Origin of the sequence: Clostridium sp. 'White wine YQ' (assembly GCF_028728205.1) — a bacterium.
In the GTDB taxonomy this organism is placed as follows: Bacteria; Bacillota; Clostridia; order Clostridiales; family Clostridiaceae; genus Clostridium_T.
This window is the reverse complement of record NZ_JAQYUU010000001.1, coordinates 961,982-975,081: the sequence shown is the minus strand read 5'-3', so window position 1 is coordinate 975,081 and position 13,100 is coordinate 961,982. Positions and strand designations below refer to the sequence as shown.

The 13,100-nt window shown below is 27.7% G+C and carries 18 protein-coding genes; 2 read left to right on the top strand and 16 right to left on the bottom strand.

Annotated features, from left to right (window positions below; translation table 11 throughout):
- Window positions 1-8 precede the first annotated feature (8 nt).
- Entirely contained in the window at window positions 9-764 is a 756-nt protein-coding gene (locus PTZ02_RS04860) for a L,D-transpeptidase (RefSeq protein WP_274226692.1), read from the bottom strand.
- Between the two features lie 249 nt (window positions 765-1,013).
- Here PTZ02_RS04860 and PTZ02_RS04855 point away from each other — a divergent pair, with 249 nt between their 5' ends.
- Complete coding sequence (locus PTZ02_RS04855; RefSeq protein ID WP_274226691.1) at window positions 1,014-1,826, top strand: hypothetical protein; 813 nt, start codon at window positions 1,014-1,016, stop codon at window positions 1,824-1,826.
- Between the two features lie 91 nt (window positions 1,827-1,917).
- Here the strand turns inward: PTZ02_RS04855 and PTZ02_RS04850 are convergent, their stop codons facing one another.
- The 11 genes from PTZ02_RS04850 to PTZ02_RS04800 all read right to left on the bottom strand — a co-directional run bounded on the left by PTZ02_RS04850 (window position 1,918) and on the right by PTZ02_RS04800 (window position 9,723).
- Window positions 1,918-2,943, bottom strand: coding sequence for a DUF1048 domain-containing protein (locus PTZ02_RS04850; protein ID WP_274226690.1), 1,026 nt, complete (start codon window positions 2,941-2,943; stop codon window positions 1,918-1,920).
- 12 nt (window positions 2,944-2,955) lie between these two features.
- Window positions 2,956-3,282, bottom strand: a complete 327-nt coding sequence (locus PTZ02_RS04845) for a PadR family transcriptional regulator (RefSeq protein WP_274226689.1) — start codon at window positions 3,280-3,282, stop codon at window positions 2,956-2,958.
- A 161-nt stretch (window positions 3,283-3,443) separates the two neighbouring features.
- Window positions 3,444-4,319, bottom strand: a complete 876-nt coding sequence (locus tag PTZ02_RS04840) for an N-acetylmuramoyl-L-alanine amidase family protein (RefSeq protein ID WP_274226688.1) — start codon at window positions 4,317-4,319, stop codon at window positions 3,444-3,446.
- A 138-nt stretch (window positions 4,320-4,457) separates the two neighbouring features.
- A complete protein-coding gene (locus PTZ02_RS04835; protein WP_274226687.1) occupies window positions 4,458-4,736 on the bottom strand; it encodes a DUF503 domain-containing protein in 279 nt (92 codons plus the stop codon).
- Window positions 4,737-4,758: 22 nt separating this feature from the next.
- Window positions 4,759-5,661, bottom strand: a complete 903-nt coding sequence (locus PTZ02_RS04830; protein ID WP_274226686.1) for a 3'-5' exoribonuclease YhaM family protein — start codon at window positions 5,659-5,661, stop codon at window positions 4,759-4,761.
- A gap of 119 nt (window positions 5,662-5,780) precedes the next feature.
- Window positions 5,781-6,422, bottom strand: a complete 642-nt coding sequence (locus PTZ02_RS04825; protein WP_274226685.1) for a GyrI-like domain-containing protein — start codon at window positions 6,420-6,422, stop codon at window positions 5,781-5,783.
- A gap of 3 nt (window positions 6,423-6,425) precedes the next feature.
- Complete coding sequence (locus PTZ02_RS04820) at window positions 6,426-7,226, bottom strand: MerR family transcriptional regulator (RefSeq protein ID WP_274226684.1); 801 nt, start codon at window positions 7,224-7,226, stop codon at window positions 6,426-6,428.
- 292 nt (window positions 7,227-7,518) lie between these two features.
- A complete protein-coding gene (locus tag PTZ02_RS04815; RefSeq protein ID WP_274226683.1) occupies window positions 7,519-8,058 on the bottom strand; it encodes a GNAT family N-acetyltransferase in 540 nt (179 codons plus the stop codon).
- A 24-nt stretch (window positions 8,059-8,082) separates the two neighbouring features.
- Window positions 8,083-8,535: a hypothetical protein gene (locus PTZ02_RS04810; protein WP_274226682.1), complete on the bottom strand. Its 453-nt coding sequence runs from the start codon at window positions 8,533-8,535 to the stop codon at window positions 8,083-8,085.
- A 96-nt stretch (window positions 8,536-8,631) separates the two neighbouring features.
- Window positions 8,632-9,003 carry a nuclear transport factor 2 family protein gene (locus PTZ02_RS04805; RefSeq protein WP_274226681.1) on the bottom strand — a complete coding sequence of 124 codons (372 nt, stop codon included), beginning with the start codon at window positions 9,001-9,003 and terminating at the stop codon, window positions 8,632-8,634.
- Between the two features lie 39 nt (window positions 9,004-9,042).
- A complete protein-coding gene (locus tag PTZ02_RS04800) occupies window positions 9,043-9,723 on the bottom strand; it encodes a DUF5680 domain-containing protein (protein WP_274226680.1) in 681 nt (226 codons plus the stop codon).
- Between the two features lie 234 nt (window positions 9,724-9,957).
- Here PTZ02_RS04800 and PTZ02_RS04795 point away from each other — a divergent pair, with 234 nt between their 5' ends.
- A complete protein-coding gene (locus PTZ02_RS04795; protein WP_274226679.1) occupies window positions 9,958-10,839 on the top strand; it encodes a MerR family transcriptional regulator in 882 nt (293 codons plus the stop codon).
- 70 nt (window positions 10,840-10,909) lie between these two features.
- Here the strand turns inward: PTZ02_RS04795 and PTZ02_RS04790 are convergent, their stop codons facing one another.
- The 4 genes from PTZ02_RS04790 to PTZ02_RS04775 all read right to left on the bottom strand — a co-directional run bounded on the left by PTZ02_RS04790 (window position 10,910) and on the right by PTZ02_RS04775 (window position 12,858).
- The gene (locus tag PTZ02_RS04790) at window positions 10,910-11,512 is read right to left on the bottom strand and encodes a histidine phosphatase family protein (protein WP_274226678.1); all 603 of its coding nucleotides are present in this window, start codon (window positions 11,510-11,512) and stop codon (window positions 10,910-10,912) included.
- Between the two features lie 105 nt (window positions 11,513-11,617).
- The gene (locus PTZ02_RS04785) at window positions 11,618-11,794 is read right to left on the bottom strand and encodes a hypothetical protein (RefSeq protein ID WP_274226677.1); all 177 of its coding nucleotides are present in this window, start codon (window positions 11,792-11,794) and stop codon (window positions 11,618-11,620) included.
- Window positions 11,795-11,915: 121 nt separating this feature from the next.
- Window positions 11,916-12,527: a DUF2812 domain-containing protein gene (locus PTZ02_RS04780; RefSeq protein WP_274226676.1), complete on the bottom strand. Its 612-nt coding sequence runs from the start codon at window positions 12,525-12,527 to the stop codon at window positions 11,916-11,918.
- Window positions 12,528-12,543: 16 nt separating this feature from the next.
- Window positions 12,544-12,858: a PadR family transcriptional regulator gene (locus PTZ02_RS04775; protein WP_274226675.1), complete on the bottom strand. Its 315-nt coding sequence runs from the start codon at window positions 12,856-12,858 to the stop codon at window positions 12,544-12,546.
- Between the last annotated feature and the right edge of the window lie 242 nt (window positions 12,859-13,100).

Below are 13,100 nucleotides of genomic sequence, written 5' to 3'. Positions count from 1 at the left end.
GCTCATAATTAATTTTCTATAACTACATCAGAACCTTGTGGAATAGTCTCATAAAACCAGTAAGCATCATTAACAGACATTCTTATGCAACCATGAGAAGCTTTTTTCCCGATTTTCTCCGCTTCCGAAGTAATAATCTGACCATTTGCTCCTGTTGGCACAGAATGAAATAAATATTGTGAACCAATAAAGCCTACCCAATACCTTGCCCCTTCATTATATTTATTGCTAAAGAATGATTGACCAAAATAACCATTTATTTTATAGTGACCTAAAGGTGTATCGTAATTTCTTTCTTCTATACCTGTAGAACATGACATTGCTCTTATAAGAGTCGTTCCATTATACACATATATTTTTTGTTCATTTATTTTTACTTTTACAGTATAGTGCCCATTGTTGGGAATTGCTCTTATTGGGTCATCAGTTGGAAAACTATTTTTTTTGCCTTGAGAACTTATATTTGACATATCTTTTTGACTTTCTCCTAATATGTTGCTTTTATTTGTAGATTGATTATTAAGCGATTCATTTTTTATTTCTTTATTGACCTGAGTTGTTTCTTCTGTAATTTCTTCTTCTGATGAGCTAAATGATTCATTAACGTCCTTATTAGTATTTATATTACCATTCCCTGTTAATTCTTTTAAATATTCTACAGTATCCTTGCTTTTTTTACTATTTATTTCAGAATTTTTTGTGAACTTATAGCCAATTCCTAATGCACATATAATTATAAGAAACATAACTACTTTCTTTTTCATAAATATAAACCTCCTAATGAAAAATATATTTTCTATAGGAGTAATTATATTTGCTGCATGTTTCTAATCTTCTATTGATTGTTTCGAGATTGTATCAATGTTGTTAAATGATATTTTCAAGAGATAAATTATTATAATTTACAAGTCTGATACAAATGACATAAAGTATGAAACATTTAATCTTTATAATAAGTACTGAGATTAGAAATACTAGCTAATCTTACATACTAAAAAAGGAGAGAAAGTTTTATGAAAAAAGTCATAATTACAGCTACATTAGCCGCAACACTTTTAGGAACTTCTGTAAGTGCATATGCATTTTCAAACAAAAATGTTAATCCTCAAGAGAAGCCTTCAATAGAAACTAAAGTTTCTGCATATTCTGATATCACAAAGGATCCAGATAATAAAGCTGGCAAAATAGAATATACTAAAACTGCTTCATTAAGAGATGATGGTTCAGAAGGCTTAATTTTCGAGTCCTGGATGGATCCAAATACTTTAAACTCAAGAATGGATAACATATCAAAGAATGACGGTAAAGTTAATTTTTACACAAGTTCTTATACTAAGGATAAAGGAAGAAGTATAATTACCCTTCAAAGAGATTCTAATGGAAATGCTACAAGTGGAGATTATATACCAGTTGATGAAAAAGGCGCAGAATATAATAATTCATTATATTCAAAAAATAATTCTTTTACAGCAATTAGAGCTCAATATGCGTCATCTGAATGGACTTCTGAAGGAAATATTACTCAAGATGGAATAACATTAAAAGAAGTATCTAAATCTTTTATGGGATTAGAAAAAAAACCAGCTTTAGATAAATCACAAGCATATTCTAAAGTTCAAATGAAACAAGTGGCATACCTAGATGAAAATACTGGTCTTCCTACAAGGATCGAAACATATATATTAAAAAATGATAAATTTGAGCTTCAAGATACTACCCTATATGAATTTAAATATATTGAATCTGCAGGAAATCTATTTGACACTTCAGGAGTAAAACTAAATCAGCTACCAGAATATAAGTATGATGCAAATGCTGTGGGATAAATAAAAAAAGGCTTTTTAAGCCTTTTTTTATTTATCCTTCTAAATTATTATTCGTTTAAAGAATCTCCTATATAGAAATTCTCCATAAATTCTATTCAAATTCAGAAAACATTTTATTTCTATTAATTCCCTCCATTACTACTCCAAACATAATAACAAATAATAGAGAAATAAAAGTTATAAAAATTATACCTAAGAAATCCAACTTTCCTGCTTCAATCATTGCTTTCCCTATCAATAGAGAAAGAATCAAAAATATAATACCATATATAAGATAAAGTTTAGTATAAATTGAATTTTGCTTTTTCTTTTTTATTAAATAGCTATTCCAATCTAACGGATTTCTGTTTTTATTATTACATTTATTTATATATTTATTATAATCTTTACTTAAGAATTCTATATATTTCTCTTTTCTACTTTCTAATTTTTCGTTATTAGTTATACGAGTAATTGACCATACAACAAAATTTATTAGTGTTAAATATAAGAGTATCAATATTGAATTATTAAAAGTTATTATTACTCCATAGATATCAAAAGTTTCATTAATAAATGTGTACACTGTAATAGGTATAAGTATCATAAGGAAAGATACCAAATTACCAATTCTTTTACAAAGCTTAGGATTTTCAAAAAACTTTTTTGTTATTAAATCAGTAAGTATTGGTGAAATTATTATTCCTAGCATTAATACTATTTCTCCTAAGCCAAAACGCATTTCGGAAAAGATACTTGTATTTTCACGATTGAATATTCTATTACAAAAGCTTATAAATAAATGAACAAACGCAACAAAGTAAACTGAGCTTAGTAATGTTGAACATATTCTTGAAACCTTGTAGATATAAATACTTTCTCCATAAATCATATTATCACAGTAACTTTTCAAGTTATCTCCTGTTATTTCAAGTACATTCTTTCCTACTTCTTGAGCTGATAAGAAACTATCCATCACTTGTAATAAACAACTGTTCTTTTCTTGATATTTTAATTTTGATGATATATTTATATATGCCTCAACTTTATTAAATTGAATTTTATATTCATTTTCTAATTGATTGATATAGTCTTTATAATTATCAATATCACTAATATTATTTTTATCACTTTTCACAATATCTTCCCCTTACAAATTCTCTGCATTAATAATTTCATTTGTTTTAAAAGTTATATCATTGAATACTTTTATAAAATCTTCATAATACCTTTCGCCTAAACTTGTAATTGTATAATACTTTCTCTTAGGTCCTAAAGGTGATTTCCTAATATTGCAGCTTATAATACCCTTTTTCTCCATTCTAGTTAATATTGGATATAATGTACCTTCATATATATCCTTAAATCCATATTTATTGAGAACTAGTAATATCTCGTACCCATAGGTTTCTCCTCTTGAAATAATACTAAGGACATTACCTTCTAATATTCCTTTTAGTAATTGTGACTCATCCATCTTTATCCCTCCCTACTATGCAAACAATAGTAGTAACTATATTTTACCACTCTACTAAGCATTGTCAAGTAGTGTGTAAAAAAATAGAATCTCAAATTAAAATGAGATTCCATCTTTTATAAATACTTATCTTCACATAGTAGCTTGTACAACTTTTTTTTCTAATTTAAAGCTTTTATAATCCCGCTAGATAATCCTGATGCTATTTTGTCCTGATATTCACCACTACTAAGCAATCTATCTTCATTAGGATTTGACATAAATCCAGCTTCAACTAAAACAACTGGTACTTTTGACCAATTAAATCCTGTAAGGTCACTTCTTTCAGATATACCTCTATTCTTCATTCCCGCAAATTTTATTAGTTCACTTAGTATTATCCCGCCATCTTTTTTACTCACATCTTTAATATTTTTTGCATATCCCACTGCTGCAGGTACAAGCATTGTAGCACCATTTGCACTAGAATCATCTGCTGAATCGCAATGTATTCTTATTACTAAATCTGCATTATTATTATTTCCAACTTCTGCTCTATCTATATTTCCTGGATCTTGGTTATTGTCAGTTTTAGTCATAACAACTTCTATTCCACTATTCTCTAATTTTGTCTTTAACTTTAACGCAATCTGCATTGCAACTACATACTCTGGGATTCTAGAATTTATTCCTTGTGCTCCCCCAGGATCCTTAATTTTCATCACATTTGAATCAGGAGATGTCTTCTCCATTCCTTTATTTCCACCTATTCCGTGTCCGGGGTCAATAACCACTTTTTTCTTTTGAGTTACATTTTTATTGCTGGCTACCTCAACATTATTATTTTTAATTTCTTCGGTATTTTTATTATCATTACTTTTACTATCTTCATTAGTACTTTCAACTATAGGTGCTTGTACCTTTTCTTCAGTTGTATCCTTTTGGGTTGCTTGTACAGTATCTTCTTGTTTTTTAGGAGTCTCCTCCTTTGCCTTACTACAACCTAAAAAAGTAAATGTCATCGCTATAATAATTAAATAAGCTATAGGTTTTTTCATTATTCTCTTTCTCCTATTATTAACATTCTATATGATTATTTGATAAATTTATTATAATTGAGTTTTTCAAATAATCATATAGATTTTATTATACCCAAACTAAAATTTATAGATTGAGGGTTCATTACAAGTTATTACTTAGTCTTCTCTCTCGATATTTATTATTTCTGCATCTGTGTTTTCTTCGATAAAAGATATGATATTTTCCATTGTTGAATCCATTTGAGATGAACTACCGCATACACCTGCAATCCCTATAACAATAGTTTGATGTACATCTTGTTCATCTATTTCTGCAACTGAAATATTAAATTTATTTTTAAGTCTTTGAGTTACACTCTTTACAATCATTCTTTTTTCCTTTAGGGAATGTACCCATGATGCTCTAAGTGTAATTCTTAATAATAATACTCTCATTAACTCCCACCACTTTTCATTATTATAAATATAATTTCATTGAAATTTTCCTATCAAATTCTGACCAATTACCTGGCTCAGTTTTCTCCTTTAATTGTGATATTTTGTTCATTGTTGCATCTATGGAATCAGCAAAATTAAGTATATATGATTCTTCCATTTTCATTTCTCTTGGTGAGCCAAACTCTAATTTTCCATGGTGTTGTACTACGCATCCTTTTATTCTATTTACAAAGTCATCTGTGTATATTGAAGAATTTTCACTTATTGCCTTATCTATTAATTCAACACCAATTACAATATGACCTTCTAATTCTCCTCTTAAAGTATATTTAAATGGTCCATCATAATATAATTCGTATATCTTCCCAATATCATGAAGTTTTGCTGCAAGTACTGCTGTTTCTTTTCTTCTACATTCATATTTTTCACATAGCATTGCTGTTAATTGCATTACACCTAAAGTATGCTCAGCAAGCCCTCCTATATAATTATGGTGCATTGAAACTCCACCTATTCCTCTTCTAAACTTATCTAAAAAATCTTCATCCTTAAAAAAATAATCATTTAAAGCTTTAGCCTCTGGAGATATTATATATTCATCCGTATAGAGTTCAATCTCATCCATTATCTCCTCAATAGGTCTTTTTACGGTTGGCAGAAAATCTGAATAGTCAAATTCCGAAATGAATTCATATTTCTTGACTTCTAAGGTTCCATCTTTTATTCCTTCAATTTCTAATACTTTGCCTTCTTTAATATCATCTCTTCTATTTGGAATTGTTGCTTTAATATCGCCAGTTTTATCAGACATAATACATATAACCCTTGATGCTTCCCTTGCAATAATTCTATTTACCATAAGCTCTATTTTCATATTGCTTCCAGTTTTTATTTCACTTAAATATTTCTTTTTTGTAGTCATTTTTCCCTCCTAGATATAAACAGTTTCTAATGGTAGTATGTGTAGAATTATTTTTACTATAGCTTTTTATAATATAAAATACCTATGCTAATTATGCTTAGCATAGGTATAATTATAAGTTAAATCTTTGCTACGGGATGTCTAATAACTGTCTTTAATTTCTCAGCTGGTGTTTTTAGATAATTTGATATATATATTTCATGATGTTTTCTATTTAAGTTAAAATCATTTTTCAGTGAATTATTATTAATAAATTCTTCAAATTTTTTAATAGATTCTACCTCATTATCATAAGATCCTATATGCATAATCTGCACACATAAACCTTCTTTAAAAGAACTAAATCTTGCTTTATCAACTTGAATGTGCGGTTTCTTTCTTTTAACTTCATTACAAGCCCAATTAAAAACTTCCTCAGTTACAAATTCAGGTTGTCTAATCATAGATGTCCAATGGAACTTATCTTTTTCAGTAAAATCCATCTCTGAGTCTTCTCTCCACCATAACCCTTCGAGCGGCGGTACTACATACTCAAAATATCCTTCAGGTTTTAAACTGCCCATTTTGCTCATTTTTATTGTATATGAAAGGGCATATATTATTTCTACTGCTTTTTGATATTCTCCATCTTTATCATTAGGATTTCCCTTACCGTCAACCATTATGAATTTCATCTCTGGAACATCTATTAAACCTGGTACAATCTTTGGTGAATATAAGTCTTTGAATTCCTTTTTATAATCTAATTTATTCTCTGCCATTAATTATTCCTCCTCTTCTATAGGAATGATTATTTCGGTTATATATTTATTAGGATTACCTTTAAATATCATTCCAGGTCCCTTTACATATATTTCTCTTGATGGTGTTAAGCATTTTAATTTATTTTCTTTCGCGAAATCAAGCAGAGCCTTATAAGCCATATTCAAATTTTCATAATCGCCAATATGTGTTGTACATAAAGCTTTTATCTTAGGCAATTGTCTTGAACTTATCTCATTATTACTAACTAATTTAGAAGTTGGAAGGCATAGCTCAATATCAGCTTCTTCTTTATACTCATCATCGTAATAACAGTTAAATGGAGCACCATTTACATTACTCTTAACTATCTTATATAGTTTTCCTATATATTTCCCAACATCTTTATATTTCCCCTTATATCTAATAGATGCAATTATGATTGGTTCAATATCCTTTTTTTCTATAATATAGTTCATAAATACCTCCCTATTATTAGGTTTAACATAGAGGTCAATCTTTTTTAATAGGCTTTTTTCTTCTTCAATTCTTTTCTCTATCATTTTCTTTTTTTCTTCAAGAAAATATGGGAGATCAGAAGCTGTTTCGTAATTTATTAGCAAATCATTTATTTCTGAAATTGAAAATTCAAATTTGCGAAGAAGTATTATAAGCTCAGCTTTCTTAAAATCCTCTTCACTATAAAATCTGTAGTCATTTTCTTCATTCCTATAGGATGGTTTTAAGATATTTTTTTCATCATAATATCTAAGTGTTTTTACTGTTAAACTTGTTATTTTAGAAAATTCGCCTATCTTGTACATTTATTCACCTCTTCTATATAGATAACCAATACAGGATTAATTATCTTAAAGTAAGTATAAACTATCCTCCACACTGGAGAGTCAATATTAATTTTAAATATATTTCTATCTTACCTTAAAACTCATAATTTTTCCAAAATAAAAAATAGTCGCTGCAATTCCTATAAAATAAAAAAGCACCCACAATTGTGAGTGCCTTTAAAAAGGAGATTCGTAAAAAAGAAAACTTATTATGTTTATATTATAAATATTAAATATGTCATTATTATGACAAACTGATTTCAATTTATTTTTATTTAAAATATTCATCTCTATAAATATTATAGAATAACTCATTTTCAACTCTATTTTCAAATAAAGCTAATTTTACATCACGATTAAATCTAAAATTAAATCCACACTTTTCAATTACTCGTTTAGATTTCATATTAAAATCATAATGTCCACACCATATCAAGTCTAAATTTAATTCTTCAAATCCATATTTAAGGAGTGCCTTTACCGCTTCAGGAATGTATTCATGTCCCCAATATTTAGGATTTAGTACATATCCAATTTCTCTTTGTTTTAAATCCTTAAGTGTTTCATCTGGAGTTTTATTATGTAGTCCTGTTCCACCAATTACTTTATTCTCTGCTTTTAATACTATTGCATAAGATTCATTATCATTAATAAATCTCTTGATGATTGCCTTACTCTCTTCTATATCTTTATGAACTGGCCATCCTGCTACAGGTCCTACCCTATCATCACATGCGTATTCGTATAAATCTAAAAAATCTTCTTCTTTCCAGTCCCTTAATATAAGTCTCTCTGTTTCTAATGTTTTCATTTTATTTCCCCCTTTGATATAATTCTATTGAAAATGTTCTAATACATATACTTCTTTCTTATCTCTATCGAATATAAAATATATCTTAGAATTATCATCTTTTATCTTCCAATAATATTTGTAACTGCTTTCAAAATTAGGATAGTATTCTTTTGATACTTTTAAGTTCTTAAGTATTTCTTCTGAACCTGCTTCAATTGATTCATTTTTTTCACTTTTCCACTCTAAAGATGAATCAATTTGTTTAATATCATTATATTGAAATATATGATATCTATCTCCATCACCAAGAAAGCTTGGACCTTCATCTTTTTCATAAATTTCATCATACTCTTTAGGTAAAATTATTTTCCAATTTGCTTTAATTATATTTTTATATATATTTCGCTCTTTAACATAGTCATATATAACATATGCTGAAATTAATCCAGCCAAGGTTAATATAGAAAAAATACTAATAATAACTTTTTTCTTCATATTAATTTACGCCCTTTATATAATAAAATAAACTTCTTATGAAGTTTATTTTATTATATATGAAATTATTTTTTCTTTCAAATATTTCCTTTTAAATCAAATATTAGTTATTAAAGTTCCTTGATGAAAAATCATCTTCCACTTACCATTTATACTTTTCCAAATAGAACTTCTAAGTGAGTATTTCTTCTCAGCAATCTCATCATGCTTAATTAATTTATATGTTGCTAGTACACTATCCTCACTAAGAATAGAAATATCAAAATTTATAATTTCCCACTTTAATTCTTTTTGACTTATATTATCTTCTATTGCTTCACCTTTTTTATATTTATAAATATAACCTGAGCTGCAAAATTCAATAAAATTCTCTGATAATAACATACTAATTTTCTCAGGAGATTGTCTTATGTTAGGTTTAAGTAATTCTTTTTCTAATTCTAAAATATGATTCTTTAACTTCTCCACTAATTAAACCTCCTAAAATATCTTATTTAGTTTACAAAATTATATAATATTTCCACCATGAAAAAAACATTCATATACTTTTTTATGATTATAATAAATTTCTTCATATCCTTGAAACCAACTAAATTCTCCATTTATTATTGCATGATACTTATATTCTCCATTTTCATATACTAGTGGTCCTCTATAAGGATATTTATTATTTACGTTAGACAATACTTCTTTTAGAAATCCTCCTGAAAATTCTTCTGATAAGACTCGTCCAATATAATTCATTGACCAAATTGGAACATCCTCTTGCCATATTGCTTCCTCACCTGCAAAATTTCTTCCTCCTAAATAAGTATCAATATATTTAAAATTTCCTTCTATATAACGTAAGTCATGTGAGCTTGGTCTTGAAGGCTCAACTTCAGCTCCTCTACCTGCATATGTTTTCTTTTTAGCTTTACATAAAAACTCTATAACTTTTTCATTTTTCTTAATTTCTTGTGAACTATCTTCTCTTAAGCCACATGGGTCATCACTACTTTTAACCAATTTATCAATACTTACTTTAAATATATCACTTATAGAAATTAATTTCTCAATATCAGGATATGATTGACCTATTTCCCATTTTGCAACTGCTTGTCTAGAAACACCAATATATTCAGATAATAGTTCTTGGGATAACCCTTTCTCTTTCCTAAGTTCTTGTAACTTTGCTCCAAAACTCATTTTATCACCTCAAGATAAGTATACAAAAATAGTAAATATATGCCTATCACCTAACACTAACATTCTTGACAACTAATAGTTGCAATTTAAATATATTATATCATTAAAAAATTATTGACTCTGACATTACGTTATAGCGTAATATTATATTAGAGCTAGAATTTATTGTCAAAAATTCATTGCCGGCAAGCGTTAGATAATAACTAACTCTCAAATCAAAATTGGAGGTTATTTATGCGAACAGTTAAAGAAGTATCAGACTTAACAGGAGTAAGTGTACGTGCACTACACTATTATGATGAAATAGGATTATTAAAGCCAAGTAAAGTTACAGATTCAGGTTATAGGCTATACGATGATGAAACTCTTGATACCTTGCATCAAATTCTGTTTTTCAAAGAACTTGATATTTCTTTAAAAGAAATTAAAGATATCATGTCTAATCCCAATTTTGATAAAAAACAAGCTCTTAAAAATCAAAAAGAACTGCTTATTTTAAAACGTGATAGACTAAATGATTTAATAGAGCTTATAAATAAGCGAATAAGAGGAGAGAATGCAATGAGTTTTAAAGAATTCGATATGAGTCAATATCTTAGCGTATTAGAAGAATTTAAGAATGAACATGAGGATGAAATAATAAAGTATCACGGCAGTAAAGAAGAGTTTAGTAAATTTATAGATCTATGTAAAACTAATGAAGAAAATATTGCAAAGATGGCAATAAAGCAATATGGAAGTATAGAAAAGTATACAGAGGCTATGAAGAATAATCTTGATAACTTTTCAAGTATAATGGAGAAGATTGAAGATTTTAAAAAAGATTATTCAGAAGAATATACTCAAAAATCTTCAGAACTATTCAATAGACTAATTTCTGATTTAAATAAAGATCCTAAATCTAAGGAAATTCAACAAATTGTAGAAGAAATAAATCAAATGAATATAGAACAATATAAATTCTTAAATATGGATATGGGAGAGAACTACTGGGGGCTAATGGCTGATCTTTACTCCTCAAATCCTGTATATATAGAAATCTTTGAAAAAAAATATGGTTCTGGCACATCAAAGTTTGTTGGAGAAGCTTTTAAATTCTATTCTGAAAATAATTAATTGACTTTATTTATTAAAATAGCCTCATTAAGCTAATAAGATTATTTTTTTAGCTTAATGAGGCTTAAAATTATATATCTAAACTTTGATTAAATCTAATTACTCTCCATGAATTTAACCTTTTATCGAACTCGAATTCCATAATTCCGCACATCTCAACCTTAAACAGATGCCTTTTATAAACTGGAAGTTGTAATAAATTACACATTAATAGCCTTATATACCCTTCATGACTAACTAAAAGAACATTTTTATTATCCTTTTTAAGTTCCTCTAAAAGTTCATCTTGCCTTTTCTTTACCTCTTCTCCTGTTTCTCCCTCAGGAAATCTCACATCTTTTGCGTATGTAAAAAAGTCATTCCAGAAATCCGGATATTTTTCTATTATTTCTTCATCACTCAAGGATTCAATTATTCCATTATCTATTTCATTTAATCTTTTATCTCTTATTATTTCTAATCCTTTATTTTCTGCAACATATTTAGCTGTTTGAAAAGCTCTTAAATATTCGCTTGCAATAATTTTATCAACTTTCTCATATTTAAAATAGTCTACTAATCTTTTAGCTTTTTCTACTCCTTCATCACTTAAAGGTGAATCCTGATGCTTAAGTTTATCACTATAATAATCTCCAAACTCTTTACTCGCATGTCTAACTATAAAAATCCTCATTTTAATCCCCCACAACCTATATATTTTGTAACCTATTACATATTATTTAAATTAATTAAAAATATTCTCATTACATTATTTTTATAAAAAAATAAGTCCTTTTTCCTAGGACTTATTCTTAAAACTATAATTATTTTGTTTTATGTCTACTATTCCACTTAACATGTCGCCGGTTGCATCTAGAACCCTAACATTTTCCTCAAGAATCTTTAAATCTTTATCTAATTCTTTTTTATTCTGATTCTCGTGAATACTCAATTCGTTAAATAATGTTCCAGCCATTTAAATCACTCCATACTTTATTAAAATATACTTTTAATAGTTTGGATGTTTTAATATTTTATATTCATTATTGGAAATAAACATTTAATTTGTTTACTTTCAAGCTAATCCACCTCATAATCTACATTGCTTTTTTTCTATATAAAAGTTCAGCTTTTACAGCACAAACAACATATATAATTATTATGAAAGGTATTAATAACCAAATAAAGCCTCTTGAAATTGCAAAGGGTGTTTCAAATAAGAAATGTCTCCAAAAGTTAAAACCACTCATTTCCCAAAGTCCTGGAGTTAGGTATAATAGCTTAGGATTCATCATTGCATTAACATTAATAGACCTAAAAGAAATTAAAAATCCTAAAAAAGGCAGGTATGCAATAGCTAATGATGCCCACATATTTGATAACCTTTTATATTTTCCTGCCTTAGACATAGCATCTGAGAAAATATCTTCTTGGCTATTTTCACTCACTTTCTTAAAATACTGAGCTCCATAAAATTTACTACCAGCTATATGCTTCCAACCACTATCTTCAAATAATGTGGAATAGTCAATGAAATCTTCTTGATTTTTAAACTTTCTAAAATCAATTCTTATGATTGCATTCTCTGGCTTAACTTTTCTAAATTTATACGTAAATATTACATCCTCTAATTCATAACCTTTTTTAGCCATATCATTTAACCATTTTTCTTCTTTATCATAATCAATAAAAAACTTTATTTTTTTCACATCAATACCCCCTTAATTACAGTTTCATCAATTCTTTTGTTGCACTAAGCATTCTGCTCATTCTTTCATAGTCAAGCTTTAATATTTCTTTTCCCCTATCTGTTATTACATAAACCTTTCGTCTGCTATCATCACTTTTAACTGATTCTATAAGCTTTTGCTTTTGTAAATTTTCTAAAGCTCCATAAAGGGTACCAGCAGCTATCTTTACTTGTTCATTACTTAATTCTTCAATCTTCTGCATAATAATATATCCATGTGAAGGCTCTATTAAGGCTAAAAGAATGTAATAAGTTGTTTCTGTTAATGGTAGGTTTTTATCTCTATTCATAGTTCCTCCAAATAGTAAGTTAAACTATACATTTTAACTGTATAGTTATATTATATACAGTCAAACTGTATATTGTCAACATTTGGATATAATGATTTATTTTGGTATGAAAAATAGTCAAGGTAACTAATTCTTTTTTTACTCTTTAAGGGAGCCCATAGGTTTTTTATAGGAAACTTATAATGTTATCCACAAACTTAAAATCTTATAAATTCCCAAAGAATAAAAAACAGAGACTACCG

Coding starts and splice junctions, on each gene's coding strand:
- PTZ02_RS04860 (WP_274226692.1), bottom strand. CDS start 764: ATGAAAAAGAAAGTAGTTATGTTTCTTATAATTATATGTGCATTAGGA.
- PTZ02_RS04855 (WP_274226691.1), top strand. CDS start 1,014: ATGAAAAAAGTCATAATTACAGCTACATTAGCCGCAACACTTTTAGGA.
- PTZ02_RS04845 (WP_274226689.1), bottom strand. CDS start 3,282: ATGGATGAGTCACAATTACTAAAAGGAATATTAGAAGGTAATGTCCTT.
- PTZ02_RS04840 (WP_274226688.1), bottom strand. CDS start 4,319: ATGAAAAAACCTATAGCTTATTTAATTATTATAGCGATGACATTTACT.
- PTZ02_RS04835 (WP_274226687.1), bottom strand. CDS start 4,736: ATGAGAGTATTATTATTAAGAATTACACTTAGAGCATCATGGGTACAT.
- PTZ02_RS04830 (WP_274226686.1), bottom strand. CDS start 5,661: ATGACTACAAAAAAGAAATATTTAAGTGAAATAAAAACTGGAAGCAAT.
- PTZ02_RS04825 (WP_274226685.1), bottom strand. CDS start 6,422: ATGGCAGAGAATAAATTAGATTATAAAAAGGAATTCAAAGACTTATAT.
- PTZ02_RS04820 (WP_274226684.1), bottom strand. CDS start 7,226: ATGTACAAGATAGGCGAATTTTCTAAAATAACAAGTTTAACAGTAAAA.
- PTZ02_RS04815 (WP_274226683.1), bottom strand. CDS start 8,058: ATGAAAACATTAGAAACAGAGAGACTTATATTAAGGGACTGGAAAGAA.
- PTZ02_RS04810 (WP_274226682.1), bottom strand. CDS start 8,535: ATGAAGAAAAAAGTTATTATTAGTATTTTTTCTATATTAACCTTGGCT.
- PTZ02_RS04800 (WP_274226680.1), bottom strand. CDS start 9,723: ATGAGTTTTGGAGCAAAGTTACAAGAACTTAGGAAAGAGAAAGGGTTA.
- PTZ02_RS04795 (WP_274226679.1), top strand. CDS start 9,958: ATGCGAACAGTTAAAGAAGTATCAGACTTAACAGGAGTAAGTGTACGT.
- PTZ02_RS04790 (WP_274226678.1), bottom strand. CDS start 11,512: ATGAGGATTTTTATAGTTAGACATGCGAGTAAAGAGTTTGGAGATTAT.
- PTZ02_RS04785 (WP_274226677.1), bottom strand. CDS start 11,794: ATGGCTGGAACATTATTTAACGAATTGAGTATTCACGAGAATCAGAAT.
- PTZ02_RS04775 (WP_274226675.1), bottom strand. CDS start 12,858: ATGAATAGAGATAAAAACCTACCATTAACAGAAACAACTTATTACATT.